The sequence below is a fragment of the Sphingomonas prati genome (genome assembly GCF_014643515.1).
Classification (GTDB): Bacteria; Pseudomonadota; Alphaproteobacteria; order Sphingomonadales; family Sphingomonadaceae; genus Sphingomonas_R; species Sphingomonas_R prati.
In genome coordinates, this window is sequence record NZ_BMJP01000009.1 from 14,304 (window position 1) to 34,266 (window position 19,963).

General features: G+C 61.2%; 19 protein-coding genes and 1 pseudogene. 18 read left to right on the top strand and 2 right to left on the bottom strand.

What is annotated here, in order from left to right; all coding sequences use genetic code 11:
• Positions 1-32 precede the first annotated feature (32 nt).
• From IEX50_RS16705 to IEX50_RS16790, 18 genes are all read left to right on the top strand, one after another.
• The gene (locus IEX50_RS16705) at positions 33-329 is read left to right on the top strand and encodes a hypothetical protein (RefSeq protein WP_157175793.1); all 297 of its coding nucleotides are present in this window, start codon (positions 33-35) and stop codon (positions 327-329) included.
• A complete protein-coding gene (locus tag IEX50_RS16710; protein WP_157174868.1) occupies positions 326-985 on the top strand; it encodes a lytic transglycosylase domain-containing protein in 660 nt (219 codons plus the stop codon). Before IEX50_RS16705 ends, IEX50_RS16710 begins: the two co-directional genes overlap by 4 nt.
• A 29-nt stretch (positions 986-1,014) precedes the next feature.
• Entirely contained in the window at positions 1,015-1,347 is a 333-nt protein-coding gene (locus tag IEX50_RS16715; RefSeq protein ID WP_229674151.1) for a TrbC/VirB2 family protein, read from the top strand.
• A gap of 41 nt (positions 1,348-1,388) precedes the next feature.
• Complete coding sequence (locus IEX50_RS16720) at positions 1,389-1,727, top strand: VirB3 family type IV secretion system protein (RefSeq protein WP_373285337.1); 339 nt, start codon at positions 1,389-1,391, stop codon at positions 1,725-1,727.
• Complete coding sequence (locus IEX50_RS16725) at positions 1,720-4,128, top strand: VirB4 family type IV secretion/conjugal transfer ATPase (RefSeq protein ID WP_157174866.1); 2,409 nt, start codon at positions 1,720-1,722, stop codon at positions 4,126-4,128. The genes IEX50_RS16720 and IEX50_RS16725 overlap by 8 nt, the downstream gene beginning before the upstream one ends.
• A 45-nt stretch (positions 4,129-4,173) precedes the next feature.
• On the top strand, positions 4,174-4,860 hold the full coding sequence (locus IEX50_RS16730) for a TrbJ/VirB5 family protein (RefSeq protein ID WP_184075365.1): 687 nt from the start codon (positions 4,174-4,176) through the stop codon (positions 4,858-4,860).
• Between the two features lie 2 nt (positions 4,861-4,862).
• A complete protein-coding gene (locus tag IEX50_RS16735; protein ID WP_157174864.1) occupies positions 4,863-5,114 on the top strand; it encodes an EexN family lipoprotein in 252 nt (83 codons plus the stop codon).
• Position 5,115: 1 nt separating this feature from the next.
• The gene (locus IEX50_RS16740) at positions 5,116-6,075 is read left to right on the top strand and encodes a TrbL/VirB6 family protein (protein WP_157174863.1); all 960 of its coding nucleotides are present in this window, start codon (positions 5,116-5,118) and stop codon (positions 6,073-6,075) included.
• 437 nt (positions 6,076-6,512) lie between these two features.
• The gene (locus IEX50_RS16745; RefSeq protein ID WP_157174862.1) at positions 6,513-7,199 is read left to right on the top strand and encodes a VirB8 family type IV secretion system protein; all 687 of its coding nucleotides are present in this window, start codon (positions 6,513-6,515) and stop codon (positions 7,197-7,199) included.
• On the top strand, positions 7,196-8,053 hold the full coding sequence (gene virB9, locus IEX50_RS16750) for a P-type conjugative transfer protein VirB9 (RefSeq protein WP_157174861.1): 858 nt from the start codon (positions 7,196-7,198) through the stop codon (positions 8,051-8,053). Before IEX50_RS16745 ends, virB9 begins: the two co-directional genes overlap by 4 nt.
• Positions 8,050-9,303 carry a type IV secretion system protein VirB10 gene (gene virB10, locus IEX50_RS16755; protein WP_229674153.1) on the top strand — a complete coding sequence of 418 codons (1,254 nt, stop codon included), beginning with the start codon at positions 8,050-8,052 and terminating at the stop codon, positions 9,301-9,303. Before virB9 ends, virB10 begins: the two co-directional genes overlap by 4 nt.
• 29 nt (positions 9,304-9,332) lie before the next feature.
• Positions 9,333-10,307, top strand: coding sequence for a P-type DNA transfer ATPase VirB11 (gene virB11 / locus IEX50_RS16760; protein WP_157175790.1), 975 nt, complete (start codon positions 9,333-9,335; stop codon positions 10,305-10,307).
• Entirely contained in the window at positions 10,273-12,231 is a 1,959-nt protein-coding gene (locus tag IEX50_RS16765) for a type IV secretory system conjugative DNA transfer family protein (protein ID WP_221237671.1), read from the top strand. The genes virB11 and IEX50_RS16765 overlap by 35 nt, the downstream gene beginning before the upstream one ends.
• Before the next feature lie 18 nt (positions 12,232-12,249).
• Entirely contained in the window at positions 12,250-15,381 is a 3,132-nt protein-coding gene (locus IEX50_RS16770) for a DUF5710 domain-containing protein (RefSeq protein WP_157174860.1), read from the top strand.
• A 171-nt stretch (positions 15,382-15,552) separates the two neighbouring features.
• Positions 15,553-15,792 (top strand): hypothetical protein, encoded by a 240-nt coding sequence (locus IEX50_RS16775; protein WP_157174859.1) that lies wholly within the window; start codon positions 15,553-15,555, stop codon positions 15,790-15,792.
• A 72-nt stretch (positions 15,793-15,864) separates the two neighbouring features.
• Entirely contained in the window at positions 15,865-16,134 is a 270-nt protein-coding gene (locus tag IEX50_RS16780) for a hypothetical protein (protein ID WP_157174858.1), read from the top strand.
• The gene (locus tag IEX50_RS16785) at positions 16,131-17,477 is read left to right on the top strand and encodes a zeta toxin family protein (protein WP_157174857.1); all 1,347 of its coding nucleotides are present in this window, start codon (positions 16,131-16,133) and stop codon (positions 17,475-17,477) included. The genes IEX50_RS16780 and IEX50_RS16785 overlap by 4 nt, the downstream gene beginning before the upstream one ends.
• 131 nt (positions 17,478-17,608) lie before the next feature.
• A complete protein-coding gene (locus IEX50_RS16790) occupies positions 17,609-18,031 on the top strand; it encodes a KfrB domain-containing protein (RefSeq protein WP_157174856.1) in 423 nt (140 codons plus the stop codon).
• A 582-nt stretch (positions 18,032-18,613) separates the two neighbouring features.
• Here the strand turns inward: IEX50_RS16790 and IEX50_RS17885 are convergent.
• The gene (locus IEX50_RS17885; protein WP_444544620.1) at positions 18,614-19,144 is read right to left on the bottom strand and encodes a DinB/UmuC family translesion DNA polymerase; all 531 of its coding nucleotides are present in this window, start codon (positions 19,142-19,144) and stop codon (positions 18,614-18,616) included.
• Positions 19,145-19,435: 291 nt separating this feature from the next.
• Positions 19,436-19,831, bottom strand: a pseudogene (locus tag IEX50_RS17890) (Y-family DNA polymerase); the annotation flags it as partial.
• Positions 19,832-19,963 lie beyond the last annotated feature (132 nt).

A 19,963-nucleotide genomic window follows, 5' to 3' on the forward strand; every position in this document is an offset into this window, starting at 1 on the left:
CTACGACAGTAGCGGTTGCTGCCGTCGCTGGAATGGGGATGGTCCCCGCTCCAGCCTACGCAAGCGACGATTGGGGCTGCGAAGTGCTTCTCTGCCTGTCCAATCCCGGCGGTGCCACGCAGTACGCGCAATGCGTGCCGCCGATCACCAAGCTCTGGAAGACGCTGGCGGGTGGCGGGAGCTTCCCGACCTGCACAGGTGGCGGCGTCGCAAAAACCAAAGTCGACAACCTGAAAGACCCGCAACGCCGGTCGGTGACGATGACCTATTCCGATGGTCGCCGGCAGACGTATTCGCTGGTCGGGATAGAAGGGACGGGCGCTCCGTGATTTTGACTATCGCCGCTGCTGCCGATCTGGCGCGCCAATGCGCGCCAGGTGTGGCAGTCGAAACGATGTTATCGGTTGTCCACACGGAAAGCCGGTTCAACACTCTGGCGATCGGCGTCAATCGCGGGGGGCGTGCTGCTCCGAAAGCCCGCACCCAAGCGGAAGCTATCGCGACTGCCTATTCCCTGATCCGGGCCGGTTACAATATCGACCTCGGGTTAGGTCAGATTAACAGTAGCAACCTTCGTCGGTTGAACCTGTCAGTCGAGGACGCTTTTGATCCCTGCCGTAGTCTGGCCGCATCTGCGACCGTCCTCACGGCAAACTATCTCCGCGCATTACCACGGGCGCAATCGACCCAACATGCGCTCGCGACCGCCTTGTCTGTCTATAACACCGGCAAGGAATGGCGCGGCTTCTCTAACGGCTATGTCGGCCGTGTGTACGGTTCGGCCGGGGCGATCGTTCCGGGCCTTGCTGTGCTTCCCAAGCTCCGCGTTGATCCGGCGATTTACGCCGCGACCGCGCCAACAGATTTCAGCGCGGACGCCCGCCGCGCTGGACCGCAACCCGCTCCGCCTACTCGCGAACCGGAAGTCGTTCCCCCTCGGGATGACGCTCCGGTTCGCGCGCAAAGCGTGATGGTGTTCCGATAAAGGGCAACCCCTACCGAAAGGACGGACAAGTGCTGAAACGACACCATGAACACCTGAACGGGCACCACTCCGCCCGTCGTACCAACAATGTGACCCGGTTCGTAATCGCTGCGGCTGCGTGCTGCCTGATTGCTCATCCGGCGTTCGCGCAAGGCACCGGCAATATTCAGAGCTTTGCGGACTCCATTAAGGAGTTCGTTACCGGCACCTTCGCAAAGAGTGTGGCGATCATCGCGATTGCTGTCACCGGCTATCGCTTCTTCACGGGGCGCGCCAGTGCCGGCCCGCTGATCGCCGTCGTCGGCGGTTGCTTCCTGATCTTCGGCGCGTCGTGGTTCCTCGATCAAATCGTGGGCGGCTGATCGCCAACAACTGACGATGCCTGATCTTCTGGAGAATGACCTTGGGTGACGACGAACCACTAATCAGCGAACCGCTTTTCCTAGCTGTCACGCGCCCGGCTATGTGGTTCGGCGTCCCCATTGAAGCCGGTATCCCGATGGCGATCGCGGGCGTCCTCGTCCTGATCGTCACCGACAATCCGATTTATGGGCTGGTCCTGGCGGCGGTTGGGTTCGGGATCGCACGTCTCATCGTGCGTCACGATCCCAACGCCTTCCGGCTGCTCAACCTCGGCGTCCAGTCCAAATGGAAGAACCGGGACCGCGCATGGTGGGGCGGTAGCTCCTACTCGCCGCTTCCCGTGAAACCGCTCAAGCGCAAGGGATTTGCGGGTGAATAAGCCGATCGTAGCTGAACGCCTCACGACGCCTTGGAATATCGCCAAGCGCGAACAGGAACCGACGCGGTTCCTGCCATACTCCCGGCATATCGACGATCATGTGATCGCGCTCGATGACGGGTCGCTGCTGACGATGTTCCGCCTCGATGGCATGGCGTTTGAGACGGCCGATGGTTCGGACCTCAACGCATGGCACGAAAACCTGAATAGCATCCTCCGCAACAGTGCGGACGAACGGGTAGCATGGTGGACGCATACGATCCGCCGTCGCACCGACACATATCCCACGGGGACATTTGCCTCCAATTTCGCGCGCGATCTGAACGCGACCTATGCGAAGCGCGTCACGTCCGAGCTGATGTTCGTGAACGAACTCTATCTCTCGATCGTCATGCGCCCCGCTGTCGGCACCGCCGACAAGCTCGCCGTCGCCTTCAAAAACCTTGTGTCGAAAAAGGAGCGCGTGGACGCGCTCGCCAAGGTCGACGAGGAAGATCTACTCCGGTTCAATGAACGGGCGAACGAGACGGGAAAGCTGCTCGGCCGGCTCTCGCCGCATCGTCTCGGCCTCTACGAGTTTGACGATCTGCTGTTCTCTGAACCGCTGGAAGTGCTGGAGCTGATTATGATGGGCGAGCATCGGCGGGTTCCGCTGGTGCGTGGTCATCTAGGATCGGCGCTATACGGTGAACGCCTGATCTTCGGCCGTGAAGCCGTGGAAATCCGCGCCCACGATCGGAGCCGGTTCCTCGGCCTGTTCGGCATCCGCGAATATCCATCGCGCACGAAACCGGGGATGCTGGATACCCTGCTCAATGCGGATTTCGAGTTCGTCATGACGCACTCGTTCGCGTTCATCGGGAAGAACGACGGGATGACCCGGCTCATCCGGAAGCGCCGCCAGTTGGGTAGCACGGATGACGAAGCGGTCAGCCAGGCGGAAGCCCTGCACGACGCGGCCGATGATCTGGCCGACAACCATTTCGTGATGGGCGAGCATCATTTCTCGATCGCCGTTTTCGGCGATACCGTGCGCCAGCTCAACGACAACCTGTCGTCGGCGCGTGCCTCGCTTTCGGATGCCGCGATGGTATCGGCACGCGAGACAAGCGCCAATGAAGCCGCGTTCTGGAGCCAGCTCCCCGGCAATTTCAAATGGCGTGCGCGTCCCTCGGTCATCACGTCGCGCAATTTTGCGGCTATGTCGCCGTTCCACACTTTCCCTTCGGGACAGGCGGAAGGCAACTTTTGGGGATCGGCCGTCGCGCTGCTCCAGACCACGGCGCTGTCGCCCTACTATTTCAACTTTCACGTCGCCGATATTGGTCACACGGCCATCTTTGGCCCGACCGGTAGCGGTAAGACAGTCGTTCAAAACTTCTTCATGGCGATGCTGGAGAAGAGCGGCGCGCGGCAAGTCTTCATCGACAAGGATCGCGGCGCGGAAATCTACGTCCGCGCCTCGGGCGGAACCTATCTGTCTTTGAAGAACGGCCTTCCGACCGGCTTCGCGCCGCTCAAGGCGTTCGATTATACCCCGGAAAACATATCATTCCTTAGCGGGCTGATCCGCCAGCTCGTGAAGCGCGACGATATGCTGCTGACTGTCGCGGAAGAGCGGCTAATTCATGAAGGCTTGGTGGCGCTGGGCCGGCTCCCTGCTCATCAACGCTCGATCCGCGCTCTCCGCGAAGTGCTTGGCTACAAGGATGCGGAAGGCATCGGCGCGCGTTTGGAACGCTGGATGCTGGGCGGTCCGCTCGGCTGGGTGTTCGATAACGAGGCCGATGCGCTGTCGCTGGAAGCCCGGTTCCTCGGGTTCGATATGACGGATTTCCTCGATAACGAGGAAGTTCGCACGCCGGTCATGATGTATATGTTCCAGCGGTTTGAAGAGCTGCTAGACCGCAAGGAACGGCTGGTCATCGATATCGACGAGTTCTGGAAGGCGCTCGGGGACGAACAGTTCACCAAGTATATTGAAGATGCGTTGCTCACTTATCGTAAGCGCAACGCCTTCCTGATCTTCGGAACGCAGAACCCCGACCATGCGCTGCGCTCGCCGATCGCGAGTAGCATCGTGGGCCAGGTCTCGACGCTCATCCTCATGCCGAACCCGAAAGCGAGCGAGGATAGCTATCGCGGGGGCCTCGGTCTGACGGCCAAAGAGTTCCGGCTGATCCGCCGCGAGCTGGTGCCGGAATCGCGTCAATTCCTCATCAAGCAAGGTCACGATTCCATTGTGGTCAAACTCGACCTCGACGGTTTTGACGACGCTCTAGCTGTCCTGTCCGGCCGTAGCTCTACGGTTGGTTTGCTGGACGAGCTGCGCGCCGAGCTGGGCGACGATCCGGCTGTTTGGCTCCCCGAGTTTCACCGCCGCCGTAAGTGGCTCAAGTAAGGAGAAGAGACGATGACACGTTACGCACTACCGCTCGCCGCATTGATGCTCTGCACGACGGCCCCTGCGGCTGCACAGGGCATCCCGGTCTATGACTCCACGTCATTCCTGAAACTGGTCGAACAGGCCAAGACAGCGGCGTCGCAGCTCTCAAAGCTGCAAGAGACGTACAATCAGGCGGTAAAGGCATATGATGCCGCCAACGGTATCACCAACGTCAACGATATCGGCTCGATCCTGAACAGCCCGCAATCGCGGAATTGGATCCCTTCGGAAGCGAAGGATATCCAAAAGATGATGAGCGGCGCCAACGATCAGCTCGGATCGCTCGGCTCTGCTGCCACCAACATTCGCAACGGGCGTCGGGTCGATATTCCGGCCCTCCGCGCGAACGCGAGCGAAAGCGAAAAGGCGTCGCGCACAGGGCTGGATAGCCGGGGCAATGCCTACGCCACAGACGCAGCGGTTGCGGAAGCGGCCTATGGTGCGACCGGGACGCGGACGCTGGGCCTAGAAGAGCTTCGTAAGTCGCTCGATACCGCGACGACGCAAAAGCAGGTTCAGGATATCCAAGCGCGGATCGCGATCGAACAGGCGCATATCCAGAACGATCTTATGCAGTTCCAAGCCGTACAGGCTCGGCGGACTGCGGAGAATGAGTTGCGCGGGCAACAGATGGTGGAACAGCAAGCCGCCGCTCGCGCCGCCTATGCCAATAGCCGCCGCAAATGAGAATGTGGCTCTCCCTGACGGTCGCTGCCTTAACGGTAGCGGCCTGTTCGGAAACCCCGGCGGTCGTGGCACAGCCTCGATCGCTGGACTTCTTCAAGGCGAATACTGCCATCCGTAAAAAGGTCATGGCGGAATGTAAGGCGGCGGTTGGAACGCACGCTTATCAGCCGGAAGAAGAGTGCGGCACGGCTAGCATTGCCGATCAACAGGTAGCTCGCGAGAATTACGCCCGCGAACGCCTCGGGGGAAAATAAAATGAATCCGGCAAGCCCGACGCTTTTCACTGAGGCATATACTTATTTCAACAGTCAGTTGAACATGTTCCTAACCCAGCGATACGGCGATGTAGTCGATGCCGTTCGCGGGCCTCTGTTAGCCGGGCTTGTCATCTATCTTGCGCTCTATGGCTACGCGATCATGCGTGGCGCGGTTCAGGAGCCAATTACGGATTTCGTTTATCGGGGCGTCAAGCTCGCGATCATCTTCACCGCTGCGACCACCGTTGCCTATCAAGAGTGGATCACGGGACCGCTGTTCAACGATGCGCCAAGCGCCGTGACGGAAGCGATCTCCGGGAAAGAATACGGGCAAATGGGCATGGTGTTTGATGCGCTAGAAGCTCAATCAATCGACGTGTCGAATAGACTGCAAGCCGCCGCCGACATTATGGGTATCACCCAAGCGCCGCGCGCGATCATGTATTATATTCTTTCGTTCATTGTCCGCCTGTTCGCTGAAATTGCGGCGTGTGTTGGCTTTGGCGTTAGTATGCTGGCGCTGATATCGCTCGCCATTATCATAGCTATGGGGCCGATCTTTATCGCTCTTGCGCTGTTCGATTGGGGCAAACGCTATTTCAACGGATGGCTAAATCAAGCGTTCAACTACATCGTTCTTCTCGCGATCATAACCACGATGGCAAGCCTCATCACTGACTTGGGCGAGAAGGTTCTAGGTCAGATGAACCTAGAAGACGATATTTCGGCCGCTCTTCTTTACATCGGTTTCTACGGCCTCGGCACCTTCTTCTTCTTTCAAGCCCCGTCCATTGCATCGGGCATAACCGGTGGCGCTGCCGCCGGCGCAAGCGATCTGGTCGGCAACGTCGCCCGCGCTGCTAGCAAACCGTGGTTGCCATCGCGCGGCGGTGGCGGCGGCGGTGGCCGTGGTGGCGGGGGTCGTGGTGCCGGGGGCGGGACGATCACAAAACGATAACTTAGCTCGGGGAACGTCATGATCTGCAATTTGAATAACCGACGCTCGCGCGGGTTTGGACTCGCGGCAATCGTCGTCGCTCTGGTGGGTCCGCTTGCCGGGTGCGCCACCACCAAAACGCCTAAGCTGGCCGTCTGTGACGGTCGGCATAAGCGGCCCGCCAATCCGTTCGGTAGCATCCTGCCGGGCGCTCCGGCGGTCGTGTACGTCCCCGGCAAAAAGGGGGTGCCTGTCGCTGTCCCTGCTCCGCCGCGTGTGTCCGGTGCGCCCGCCGAAGTGTTCGCGCCGCCTCCCGCGCCAGGTGCGCCGGATATGGCTCCGGTGCCCGTGCCAAGCGGGCCGGATGGGGCCTCGCCGATCAATCCTGCGGCAACGTCCGCACTCACGCCCGGCGCGTCGCGTCGGGTCTTCGCTAGCTGCTGATAGGGAGCCGGAAATTGGCCGAAGGTGTTTCACGATCCGACCTCAAGCAGTATTTCGCCGATGCGCGAAGCTGGGACGAGGACCGCGCGCGGGCTGCAATCAAATCGAAGCGGTTCGCCTACATCATTGCATCCGTGGGTGCTGCGACCGGTATCGCCGGCCTCGGCACTGTCGCCATGCTTGTGCCGCTCAAGCGGGTCGAGCTGGTCACGGTGCGCGTCAATCAAACTACGGGTGCGGTCGATGTCGAAACGGAGCTGACGGGCAAAAAGCCTATCGCTTACGATGAAGCTGTGACCAAGTATTTCCTCGCGAACTATGTTCGTATCCGGGAAAGCTGGAACCCGGCCTCTGCTCAAGAGGATTTCAACGCTGTTGCGATCCTTTCAACAACTCCAGAACAACAACGCTATAACGATCTATCCATCGCATCTAACCCGCGAAGTCCTCGGGCGCTGCTTGGCGAAAATGGTTACGCCAATGCTCGGGTGACGAACATTTCGTTTATCAACAACCGTGTCGCTACGGTGCGTTTCACGCGCACAATCCAGACCCAAACGGAAGCGACCTCAACCGATTGGATCGCGACTGTGACGTTCAGTTACACCAATGCGCCAATGTCGGAGGGCGATCGGTATCGGAACCCGCTCGGCTTCCAAGTCGAGAACTTCCGTGCTGACCCCGTGGTGGCCGGACAATGAGGGGCGTAGCTCTCGCCGCTCTGGCCCTGGGAATGATCGCATCCCCGGTGCTGGCCTCCGAAACCCCTCGCTCGGGCTACGCGGACTCCCGCGTTCGCTCCGTCGATTATGATCCGCAGCAAGTTTATCGGATCGTCGGCGTGTTCCGGACGGCAACGCAAGTGCTGTTCGGAAGCGATGAAACGATCATCAATGTGGCGGTCGGCGATAGCATCGCTTGGGAAGTCGTACCGCGCGACAACCTGATTTTCATCAAGCCTCGCGAGCGTGCCGGCCCGACGAACCTGATTGTCTCGACGATGCACAACGGGGAACTCCGAAACTATACGTTCGAGCTGACGGCGCGCACCGGCTCGATCAAGGCCGGTGCCCGCGATACGTTCTTTCAAGTCCGCTTCCGGTATCCGGAAGATGAACGGTTGAAACAACAGCGGATGGAGGCGCTGCAAGCCGCGCTCCAGCTCGCCAAGATTCAGCAAACCGCCGTGAAAAGCGCGCTCGATCATGGCGTTCTGTCGGGGACGCGGAACCTCGCCTATTCGATTCAGGGGTCGTCCGACATTGCTCCCTCGGAAGTCTCCGACAACGGGCAATTCACGGTCCTGCGCTTCCCGGCAAATCGGGAAGTGCCGGCGATCTACCTCGTGCGGCCGAATGGCGAAGAAACCCTCGTGCCGTTCGACGTGCGCGACGAGTTCGTGGTCGTCCACGCGGTAACGAGACAGCTCCGGCTCCGTCGCGGGCCGGAAGTCCTCTGCATCTACAACGAGGCTCCGCAAACCTACGGCCTCGATCACGGCACCGATACAGCGTCCCCCGTCGTGGAGCGGACCATGAAGGAGGAAGAACGGTGAGCACCATTCCGCCCGTCACCGATAGCGCCCCGATGGACTCGACGCCGCCGATCCGCGATCGGACGCCCGAAGCGTCGGAAGTCCAACGCGGCATCACGCCAGTTAGCCGGGTCCAAGCCAAGGGTAAGTTCGCGCCGCTTGCGGGCGGCGCTCTGGTCGTCGCTGCGCTTCTGTGGGTGAACCTCGGGGGCCGCGACGACACCGACAGCGGCAACACAATGGCGATGGCAGAAACCGCCCGGAACCGGCCGAACGAAACCGCGCGCCAGGTGGCCGAGTATCAGCCCGGCCGCGTCCCGACGATCGCGACTGCTGCGCTCGATCCGAACGCGCCGTCCTTGGGCGCGACCAACCTCGCGCCCGGTACGCCGGGAACAACGACGCTTCCGAACGGACAGGTCGTTCCAGCCATCCAGCCCGGCGCGTATCCGGCAAACGGTCAATCGGGCGGTGCGCGGCAAATGTCGCCAGCGCAAACCCTCGCGCAAGCCAGCCGCCGATCGCCGCTGCTGGTCTTCGGCGCTGGGGAAGATTCCGGGGCCGGACAGCAAGGCGCGGCACCGGGGGGCAATGGTGCTGGCGGACAGCTCGGGGGCGTTCAGAACGTGTCGGCCGAACAGGAAGGGCCGGGCGAGCTGGACCGGCTGCGCCGTGCCTCTGCCATCGGTGAATCCCGTGCCACGATGATGCCAAGCCGCAATTACCTCATCACGGCCGGGACGCTGATCCCCTGCATCCTGCAAACCGCGATGAACTCGACGCAGCCGGGCTATACCTCGTGCATCGTCCCGCGCGACGTGTTCAGCGAGAACGGCCGGGTCGTGCTGCTGGAAAAGGGAACGAAGGTTCTCGGGCAGTATCAGGGCGGACTCCAGCAAGGGCAAAACCGCCTTTTCGTGGTCTGGACCCGTGCGACGACGCCTCGCGGCGTGGCGATCGAACTCGGCTCGCCCGCGTCTGACGCTCTCGGCCGTGCCGGCATGGCTGGCGGGGTCGATACGTTCTTTTGGGCGCGGTTCGGCGGGGCGCTCATGCTCTCGCTGATCGATGCGGGCGGACAGGCCGCGTCGAACGCGGTGGCGAGCAGCGGTAGCTACAATGTCTCCCAACCGTCGAACGCGGCCGGGCAATCGCTCCAGCAATCGCAGAATATCCGGCCGGTGCTGACCAAAAATCAGGGCGAGGAAGTCGGCATTTTCGTCGCGAAGGATTTCAATTTCTCCGACGTGTACGGGCTTGCCATCAAGTGACGACATTCAACGGCATCCTCGATCATCACATGGAACCGCTCCGCGCTCTTCTGGAGCCGGCCGATGTGACCGAGCTTGTCATCAACCGCCCGTTTGAAGTGGGCATAGAACGGCGCGGCGGGTGGGTGTGGCATGATGTTCCGGAGCTTAGTTTCGACTGGCTCATGACGCTTGCTAGGTCCGCCGCCGCCGTCACCAAACAGGATATCTCTCCCTCGTCGCCGATCTGCTCCACCGTTCTCCCAACCGGGGAACGGTGCCAATTCCTGATCCCGCCGGCAACGCTCGACGGGATCGTTTCTGCGACGCTCCGGAAGCCTTCGACGGTTTCGATGGACGTTGACGCGCTGATAGAGGGCGGAGTGTTTGACGACACGGAAGCCGCCTCGCGCGCCATTTCCCCAACCGATTTGGAGCTGAAAGGCTTGCTCGATGCAAGGGACTGGCGGGGCTTCCTCAAGCTCGCCGTCGTAAGCCGCAAAAACATCCTGATTAGCGGCGCAACCGCCTCCGGTAAGACCACGATATCAAAGGCGCTGATCCGGATGATACCGGAACACGAACGGCTGCTGACGATCGAAGATGCGCGCGAATTGACCATGCCGCATAAGAACGTCGTGCATATGATGTACGCGAAGGACGGGCAAAGCCTCGCCAAGATCGGGCCGAAAGACTTGCTCGAAAGCGCGCTCCGTATGCGGCCCGATCGCATCCTGCTCCAAGAGCTGCGCGACGGCACCGCCTTTTTCTATCTACGCAACGTGAACTCGGGTCATCCCGGCTCGATCACAACCGTCCATGCCAGCTCGGCCGAAGGCGCGTTTGAACAGCTAACCTTGCTCGTGAAGGAATCGGAAGGCGGGCGCGATCTTGCCCGCGACGATATCCGGGGATTGCTCCGCAGTCTGATCGATGTGGTTATTCAGGCGCAAAAGGTCGCCGGCCGGTGGAAAGTGAAGGAGATATTCTTTGATCCGTATATGGGGGAAAAGTCCGGCGACTAAGACGGCTGTTGTCGTCTGCGCCGTGATCGTCTTCGTCGCACTGGCTTCTGTCATTGCGGTATTCATTGCGCTGGCCGCATTGAAGCAACTCAATTCGCATATCAGCATTACCGCGATACCTAGCTTCGTCTGGTACTACCGATATGATCCCATGCTGCAAATGTGGTTCGGGCGGGGCTTCTTCCTTGCCTCGCTGCTGCTCGGCCTCGCCGCGCTGGTCATGTTCAAAAACTCCAAGTCGCTGCATGGCGAAGCACGCTTTGCCAATGCCAAGGAGATTGAGGCGGCCGGGCTGCGATCGGATAACGGCATCCTGCTCGGCAAGTTCGCCGGCCGCTGGTTGACTACCAATGCGGAAGCGCACGTCCTGCTAGAGGCTCCCACGGGCGCGGGTAAGGGCGTCGGTATCGTAATCCCCAACCTTCTGAATTGGGCCGGGTCGGTGGTCTGCCTCGACATGAAGCAAGAGAATTACATCAAGACGGCCGGCTTTCGCGCGAAACATGGTCAGTCGGTATTCCTGTTCGATCCGGTCAACCGGGAAGGTCTGACGGCTTGCTATAATCCGATCGGCTACATCGATCGGAACGATACCGTCCAGGTCGTCGACGAATTGCAGAAAATCGGGGCGATGCTTTTCCCCGCGCCGGAAAAGGGCGATCCTTTTTGGTCGGAAGCCGCACGAACCGCCTTTGTCGGCGTCGGTGCATGGTTGGCCGCGACGCCAACGCTGCCGTTCACGATTGGGGAAATCTATCGCAGCATCAATACCGGCGATCCTAAAACGCGGTTCGCACAAGAGATTGTCGATCGGCAAGAGGCCGGAAAACCTCTCTCGATCGCGTGCGTAACGGCGCTGTCAGACTTTACCTCCGCCTCGGACAATACCTTTGGGGGTATCAAGCAAAGCGTTACGACTAAGCTCGGCCTTTGGCTCAATCCTTATATCGATAAGGCGACCGCCACGAGTGACTTTGATCTGCGCGAGCTGCGCCTAAAGCCTATGTCGATCTATCTCGGTGCGACGGCGAACAACATCGATCGCCTCGAGCCGCTCTACAATCTGATCTTTCAACAGATTGTCGATCTGAATACGGACTCGAATATCGGGGAGTTCGATCCCAAGACGCAACATCGCTGTTTGATCCTTCTCGACGAGTTCGCCAAGCTCGGTCGCGTGCCGGTCATCGTATCGGCAATTTCGTTCGTTCGGAGCTACGGTCTGAACCTGCTCATCGTGGTTCAAAACAAAGCGCAGCTAAAGGACGGCGCGGACGAAATCAGCGCCAATAGCGACGTAACGGTGATCTACACCCCCAAGGAGTTTAAGGACGCCAAGGACATATCCGATCGGCTCGGAACGCATGGGCTGGGCGCGAAGTCAAAGAGCCGGGGTGGATCGCTGTTCGGGCAATCGAACAATAGCGTTTCGGAAAGCGAACATGCTCGCGCGCTCATGATGCCGCAGGAAGTTCTAACCATGCCGCTTGAGGAAATCCTGATCTTCAAACGTGGCGTGCTGCCGATCAAGGCAACGAAGCTCATCTATTACAAGATGGAAGAGTTTGTGACGCGACTGCTTCCCGCGCCAAAGGTTGAGGCCAGCGACGCTGCCGCGCTGCCGCCTCCTAGCTGGGTGGATAAGGCTCCCCGCGACGCTGGGGCTATTATGCCGTCAACGGCCCCGCAAGCGGCTCCAGACGATGCCGCGCAAGCTGCTGAACCTGAACTGCCTCTGCTCGCACCTCGCGAGCTGACGGACGAGGAAATAGAAGGTCCGGCGCTGCTCGATCCCAAGGCGCTAATCTTGGGCGAGCTAGATCCTCTCGCGGCGATCGAACGGGGAGACGAACCCGTCGTCGCCGTTTCGTCGTGGCTGAATCAAATGCTCCACCCCGAAGAACGCGAGCGGGACGCCGCATAACCCCAAAGGAGGAAGCCGATGGCCGATCGCCAATATCTCTCGGTCCCCTATGCCGAACGGGACGAAGCTAAGGCCGCTGGGGCGCGCTGGGATAAGACCGCTAAGCAATGGTATGTCGGCCCTAAAGCCGATGCGGAGGCGATGGTTGCGCGCTGGCGCCAACGGCCTCGCGCGGAGCTGTCGGAAGCCGATATCAGGGCGTCCTTTGCAAGTGCGATGCGCGACCTCGGGCTGAACCCTACCGGGCAACACCCGATTATGGACGGGAAGCCGCATCGCGTTCCTATCGAAGGGGAAAAGGGCGGTCGGGTATCCGGCCGCTATGTCGGTTATCTCGACGGCCATCCTGCCGGTCATATCAAGAATTACAAATCGGGCGTGGATACGCCGTGGAAGCTGGAAGGCGTGACGATCGCGCCGGAAGAGTCCGCCCGGATGCGTGCCGAGTTTGAAGCCAAGTCGGAAGCACGGGCGGCGGAACGTGCCGCGACATTCGATGCAACCGCGCGTCGGGTTGCACGCCATACCGAACGCCTCCTGCCGCTCGTCCAGCCGACGCCGTACATGGTGGCAAAGGGCATTTCCCCCGCAGAAGGCGCGCTAACCGATCGCGACGGACAAACGACATACCTCCCGGCGATCGACACCGCCGGGCGGCAATGGACGATGCAATATATCCGCGACGATGGATCGAAGCGGTTCGCGAAAGACAGCCTCAAGGAAGGCAATTTCCACATCGCGGGGGGCAATCTGGAAACGCTCGCGAAAGCCCCTGTCATCATCATTGGCGAGGGTTATGCGACGGTTCGCACGGTCGGCGATGAAGTCGGCCACGCGACCGTCGCCGCGTTCGATTCCGGCAATCTCCAAGCCGTCGCCGTCGCGCTGCACAACAAGTTCCCTGATAAGCCTATCCTGATCGTCGGTGATGACGATCGCGCGGAAGAGCTGAAAGGTCGGCCGAACCCCGGCAAGGAAAAGGCGCTTGCTGCCGCGTCGGCCGTTGATGGCCTCGCCGTGTTTCCCGTGTTCGGGAAAGAGCGCGACGCGGACCCCGGCGCATATAGCGACTTCAACGATTTGAAGATGAAAAGCCCTGACGGGCATGTCGCCACCTCTCTCCAGATAGCGGAAGCCGTTCGCGACGTGGTTTTCGCCCACGCCGAACGCGACCGCCTTCAACGCGAAACAGACGCCACAAAGGATCGCCCTATGCCTGACAACACCAACGCGGAACCGGATCGCGATGCACAGCGGACCCCGCCTGTCGCGCCGGTTTCGGAACGTCCGGACGCTGCTCGATCTGCGCCGGAACCCGCACCCGTGAAGCCTGACGCCGATCGGGAAAGTTCGTCCGGACGAACTTTTCCGGAAGGCGCTGCACTCGCCGCGCAACCGGATCGCGCATCCGAACCGGCTCCCCAAGCCGCACCCGCACGCAAAGCAGCCGATGACGAAAAGGGCCGGTCGGACAACGACGCGCCAACGCCAGCCAACGAAAACACCATCGGTCCCGTCCCGGCCGAAAGCACGCGCGACCGTGTTCCCGGCGCTGCTGCTGCCGGCGTCGCCGCGATCGATCGCGATAGCCGGGTTGATCCTGATCGGCCCGCCGCCCCTAGCCGGGATGCACCTAGCGAGCCGGAACGTGCCGACACTCCCGCCGCCAAAAAGCGCGAAGCCTCGCTAGAAGCTGGGGACGTGCCGGAAGAGATTGCGCGCCGCTACTATGTCCAGAAATCGAAATGGTCGGGCGAGCCGGGCTTCTACGAGTCCAGCACGGCAACCGATCCCGCCTTTCGGGATCAGGGCGGAAAGCTGGTCGCCACGACGGACAGCCCGGCAACCGCGCGCGATCTCGTCGCCGTTGCCGAGCATCGCGGCTGGGGCGAAATCCAAGTCAGCGGCACCGATGCCTTCAAGCGCGAAATCTGGTTGCAGGCGATGCAAAAGGATATCGCGGTTCGCGGGTTCAAGCCTTCGGAGCGCGACCTACAGGAATTGAGCCGCCTTCGCGAAGCTGCCGCCGATCGCCTCAACAATACCGTCGTGCCGGTGGAACGTGGCGGTCCTGATCGTGCATCCGCTCGCGCGCCGGATGCCGGCGATCGTGTGCCAGGTGCGAACGTCGCCGATCGCGCGGCCGGTGCTGGCGCTGCCGATCGCGGACCTGATTTCAAGGATGGCGTTCGCGGGAAGCTGATCGAAACCGGTCGGGCGGAGTTCAAGGCGGGTGATCCGTCCAGCTCGTCACCCTATGCTGAAATCGAACTTGGCAACGGTGATCGCAAACGCGCGTGGGGGATCGGTATCCCCGATGCGCTCGCTCGATCGGGCGTCGCCGTCGGGGATGACGTGGTTGTTCAGCGCCTCGGCCGCGAAACCGTTCAGGTGCCGCAACGGGTTCAGGATAAAGAGACGGGGGAATGGTCGACCAAAACGGTTGAGGCTCAACGCAACCGCTGGTCCGTCGAACAGGCGGAGCCGGATCGCCAGCAAAGCCGCGATCGTGCCGCCAATGATCGCGCGGCACCGTCGGCCGAAAGCCGCAATCCTGATCCGGCTCAATCCCGCGCCCCTGCCGACGCTGCCGATCGCCGCGCTGCTCGAGCGCCGCAACGTGAAGCTGTCGCCGATCGCGACGGCGCTTCTCGCCAGCGCGACGCCGCCCCTGCCGAACGTCAATATCTCGCCGTCCCCTACAAGGATCGGCAAGCGGCCAAGGATGCGGGCGCACGGTGGGACGGAGCGGAAAAGCGTTGGTATGTCGGCGAACGTGCGGACCCGGCCAAGCTGGAACGCTTCGCCGTCCGCGATCAGGTTTCCGATCGCGAAACCAAACTGATCGGTGCCGATCGCACCGCTCGGGCGCAAATGAAGGTGATCGAAAGCGTCGTGGGAAAGGCGCTCGCCGATAACCCGGACGCCGCCCGTAAGATGCTCTCGACTGCGAGGGCGCAGCTCGCCGATCGCGTCGAACAGGGAAGCGCGATCCGTGTCCCGCAAGTCCGCGGTGGTCCGGATCGATCGCAAAGCCAGCCCTCCGCCGCGGCTCCACGCCAACCCGGGGCGGGTCGTGCTGCCGGCGATGCTCCGCCAGCTCCGCCAACCCCGCGCCGTGAACCGCCCCAACGCTCGCGGGGCCGATAAGCGATGATGCTTCTATGCCTCGCCATTGCCCTGCACGACGTTGACGGGCCTATTCGGTGCCAATCCGGCGAGCGCATCCGCCTCGCCGGGGTCGGCGCTACCGAACTCGACGGCTCGCGTCGGCCGGGACAACCGGGCGTCCCCGGTGATCCCTTCGCGCAACGTCGCGTGATGGCCGCTGCGCTGGGTGGTGGTGTCGGCTCCGACAACCGCCGCCCCGATGGATACCTAACCTTCGTCCGGCCTGTGCGGCTGTCGTGCGAGGCGGTCGGCAATAGCTGGAACCGCACGGTCGCATGGTGTCGGCTCGCGGACGGGCGCGACGCGAGCTGCGTCGCGATCGGTGCCGGCGTCGCGGTGCGCTGGGCTAGGTTCGATCCCGGCGCGCGGTTAGCCAGGTGCGCGCGGTGACGCTTACAGCCTGTGCCGGCCTCTATATTTCCGCCGGTTTCCGCCTTATATTAGACAGTGAAGGAGCGCATGATGATTGAGTTTAAGCGAGCTTCGGAGATGACGAGCGCGGAGAAGTCTGCTGCCATCGTCGGCTCGGACCCTGCTTACTTTCAACAGCGGCGCTGGGCCTTGGAAGCTGCGCGCCTCCTTCATGAGGCCGATAAAGCACCGGACGCGGAGAAAGCAGCCGCAGAAGAGAGGCTTTCAAAGCATTATCGCACTCGGGATGACGTGGAATCTAACCACGTCCCTTTAGACCGGGACGTGACGGATGGGATCGCGGCTCGTCAACGCGGGTGACAGACGACCAGAAGCCGCTTGATGATGACAAGCGGGAACGTCTTGCCAAGAGGCTAACCGACCTACAACTTAACGAAACTCCCCGCGTCGATAAGCCCTTAGCGGTCTTTACTGCTGGGCAACCGGGTTCCGGAAAGTCGGGTATCGTCCAAACGATGCGCGTCAAGTTTGGTGACGCCCGCGCCGTAGAAATCAACCCGGACGATGTGCGTCCTGCCATTCCCTATATGGCTGAGCGCATCCAACGCGGCGAATTGAAGACTCCAGACGCCGCAAATATGGATGCGGGAATAATCTCCCACAGAATGATGCAACTGGCCGGACAGGCGCAACGGAACATCATCTACGATGGAACCCTGTCTAACAGCTTCTATGCGGGCCAAAACATCGATGAACTCAAAAACATGGGCTACCGTGTAGAAGTACACAGTATGGCGACAAGTCCGGAGCTTAGTCACGCAAGGACGTACTCCCGTCGAGAAAAAGAAATAATGGATTCCGATACGCGATTTGGTCGTGGTGTCGATGACTCCTATCACGATCAATCGTTGAAGGGCTTGCTCCGCTCTTTGGATGAATTACAGGCTGGCAATAAGCCGCACGCCCTTGTCGCTTACGATCAGAACAATAAAGTCATTGGCGTAATTAATCGCGAGAACGATCAATGGGTGCCGGACAAGCGCATATCGGATATTCTGCGCGAAGTTCACAACAACCCCACCAAGGAAGCGCTACAGGGCGCGGCGCAACAGTGGGATTTAGCGGCTAATCTGATGCGAGAGCGCGGGGCCGATCCTGCCGAGCAACAGAAAGTCGATCGCTTTCGGGATATCGCTTTCGATCGATTGAGTCCGCAGCCAACGATCGATCCTGCGAACCAAGCAAAGGCGCAACCCGACGCCGATCGTCCCGACAAGGGCGAACGACTGGTGATCGGGGACGGGAGCCGGGTCCACGAAAAGCGGGTGGATGGGGCGTGGCGGGAGACGGATGCGGAGCCGCAAGGCAACAGCCCTAAGGGCGTCTATCGCCTCGATACCGCTCGCGACGCTGATCCCAAGTCGAAGGACGAATATCGCGGCGCTGTGCTGCACGTCGATAAGTCCAACGTGTACCAGCTCGGCAGCGATAGCCAGGTGGTGCGGCATGATCGGGACCGGTTCAAGGATACGCCCGCGATCGGCGATAATGCGCGCATTGGCTATAACAGCGGGCAAGCCGTGATCCTTGCACGCTCGGCCGAACCCTCGGCCGATCGCGCCGGACCTACGCCAGCGGTTTCGTCGCCCACGCGACCGACGCCGACAACTCCCACGCGCGCCGCGCCCGATCGTGAGCGATAATCCGGGCCGTGGGAGGCATCGCGCCCAACTCGGCACCGGATAGACCCGGCGACGCCCCCAAGCCGCTCCAGCAAGCTCCTACCGGGCCGGATCGATCGCGATCGGCCGGGTGAGAAATAGAGGCTCCGACATTGAACGCTGATCGCACTCCCGACCGTGCCGAACGCCTCGTCATCATGAACGGGAGTCGGCTCCACGAACGGCACCTCGGCGGGAAATGGAACGTCATGGATTCCGAACCGCAGGGGATGAACCCGAAAGGTATCTACCGGCTCGATACCGCCCGCGACGCCGATACTAAAACGAAGGGCGAGTATCGCGGCGCTGTGCTGCACGTCGATAAAGCCAACGTGTACCAGCTCGGAAACGACAGCCAGGTCGTGCGTCATGATCGCGATCGATTCAAGGAAACCCCCAACGTGGGCGAGGGCGCTAGGATCGGTTACGATAGCGGCCGGGCGGTGATGCTCAACCGATCGGCCGAGCCTTCCCCCAACCGTGGAAGTCCTGCACCATCGGCGCCAGCGCGGCCCCGCCCGGATCGCGAGCGATAAGAATTGCATATCGGACGATATCGTTTAATATTGTGGGCGCTGTTGAAGAGGAAGTAACGGTGCCGAAAAATCCTAAGCTGCCCCCGATAGCAACGCCGCTCCATTTTTACGTCGTGATCCTCCTAACGCTGGTTCAGGCAGCGGCCTCCTACTTTGGCTTAGGTGGCGGATTGTTCGGCTCCGCCTTGGGCTGGGTGGTCATTGCAGTCCTATGGGTCCTAGTCGGGCTGGCGTGGTTCCTGTTCGATCCTCGGCCCGCGAAGTGAATTGAAGCCGATGGCCCGCATGGGCTGATCGCCGCTCTACCGGGGCGCGGGTCCAAGGAACCGCTCTATCAGCTCCGGCGGTATCTCTTCGCCCTGCTGCATGGGTTGTTGGTCCGTCGCCACGTCGATCGCGTGCTGTAGGTGGGTCGCGGCGCTTAGCTCGCCGGCTTCATCTAGCAGGGCGAGCGCCATCCTCATCAACGCTACGGCTGTTTCTAGCTGGGACATGGCGGCATCTTCGGGATGCCGGGTTAAACCACAAGCGGAGATAGGTCCGATACCGTGCCGCCTATGGCGTCATTCGGACCTTTCGGGATTACCGCGCAACCGGGATTTCCGCGATGCTCGTCGTCCACGATGGGCTTTTCTGCGAACGCTTGGTGTCGAACGATCGCGGCCCCCTGCCCTGTGCCGCAAGCGTCACGGTGTCCCGGCCGAAACGCGCGTTAAGTCCGTCCATCGCTTCTAACAGGCCAGGTGCGCGCGGGTCGGCCGTAGCGAACAGGTCGGCCTGTCCAGCGCCGGCCGGTGTCAGTTCCTCCAACAGGATTCCGCACTTGGTATAAACCCCGCCATCCTGAAACATCGTCTCGGCAAGTCGCGTTGCCATACCGACGATCACGCGCGGGTCATGACTGGCGGGTGACAAGCGCGCCGATCGCGACGCGCTGGGAGGGTTCGGCCGGTATCGGCTCCCATGTGCGAACGCGATCATTCTCGACGCTACTAGCCCCTTCGCGCGTATCTTCTCGGCCGCACGAGCTGCGCGACGTGCCATCGCCTCGCATAGCTCTTCCACGGTAGTCACGGGCGCGCCAAACTGGCGTGTGACGGCGGTTGCCTTCATCGCCTCGGGTTCAACCGTGAAGTCCGCGCACTCGACGCCGTTCAGCTCGCGCACAAGCCGCTCTAGGACAACCGTTCCGGCGTCCCGCGCGACTGCTGGGGGCAATGCGGCTAGGTCGGCCGTCGTTCGCACGCCTAGCGGCCTCAACCGGGCCTCAAGCGCCTTTCCGATGCCCCACACCTCGCCAACCGGCCATTGCGCAAACAGGCGACGTCGCAATTCCTCGTCGTGGAGATCCACAACGCCGCCCCATATCTTTTCCGTGGCCTTAGCGAGGGCGTTCGCCACCTTGGACAGGGTTCGCGTCGGGCCTAGTCCGATGCGCGTAGGCAATCCGACGCTGCGCGCTATTCCCTGCATGACGCGGTGCGCGGTCGCCACGTCGCCGGCACCGTTCGCCAGCACGGGCAACCGGAAAAAACTCTCGTCGATAGAATAAACCTCTACCGTGTCGGAAAAGTCGGCGATCACGGAGTTAAACCGGCGATTCAGGTCGGCGTATAGTTCATAATTCGATGAACGAACCTGTATTCCGTGGCGACGAACAACGTCCCTGATCTTAAACATCGGGTCGCCCATTTTGATATGAAGCGCCTTTGCTTCCTCGCTTCTGGCAATCGCGCAACCGTCGTTGTTAGACAATACGATAACCGGCACGCCACGTAGTTTAGGATCGAAAAGCCGCTCACTGGATACATATTATCCTGACTCGATAATTATCCCGCTTTCATGTGGTTTGCGCAGCAGCACAGCGGTGTGCGGCGTCAAGCACAACCATATAACAATGGAAACCGACCGGCCGACTGATTGCCAGCAGGA

Bases quoted from the DNA above. Each gene is read 5' to 3' on its own strand.
- IEX50_RS16780 (WP_157174858.1), top strand. From the start codon at position 15,865: ATGATTGAGTTTAAGCGAGCTTCGGAGATGACGAGCGCGGAGAAGTCT.
- virB9 (WP_157174861.1), top strand. From the start codon at position 7,196: ATGAGGGGCGTAGCTCTCGCCGCTCTGGCCCTGGGAATGATCGCATCC.
- virB11 (WP_157175790.1), top strand. From the start codon at position 9,333: ATGGAACCGCTCCGCGCTCTTCTGGAGCCGGCCGATGTGACCGAGCTT.
- IEX50_RS16705 (WP_157175793.1), top strand. From the start codon at position 33: ATGGGGATGGTCCCCGCTCCAGCCTACGCAAGCGACGATTGGGGCTGC.
- IEX50_RS16770 (WP_157174860.1), top strand. From the start codon at position 12,250: ATGGCCGATCGCCAATATCTCTCGGTCCCCTATGCCGAACGGGACGAA.
- IEX50_RS16740 (WP_157174863.1), top strand. From the start codon at position 5,116: ATGAATCCGGCAAGCCCGACGCTTTTCACTGAGGCATATACTTATTTC.
- IEX50_RS17885 (WP_444544620.1), bottom strand. From the start codon at position 19,144: ATGAAGGCAACCGCCGTCACACGCCAGTTTGGCGCGCCCGTGACTACC.
- IEX50_RS16735 (WP_157174864.1), top strand. From the start codon at position 4,863: ATGTGGCTCTCCCTGACGGTCGCTGCCTTAACGGTAGCGGCCTGTTCG.
- IEX50_RS16775 (WP_157174859.1), top strand. From the start codon at position 15,553: ATGGCCGCTGCGCTGGGTGGTGGTGTCGGCTCCGACAACCGCCGCCCC.
- IEX50_RS16730 (WP_184075365.1), top strand. From the start codon at position 4,174: ATGCTCTGCACGACGGCCCCTGCGGCTGCACAGGGCATCCCGGTCTAT.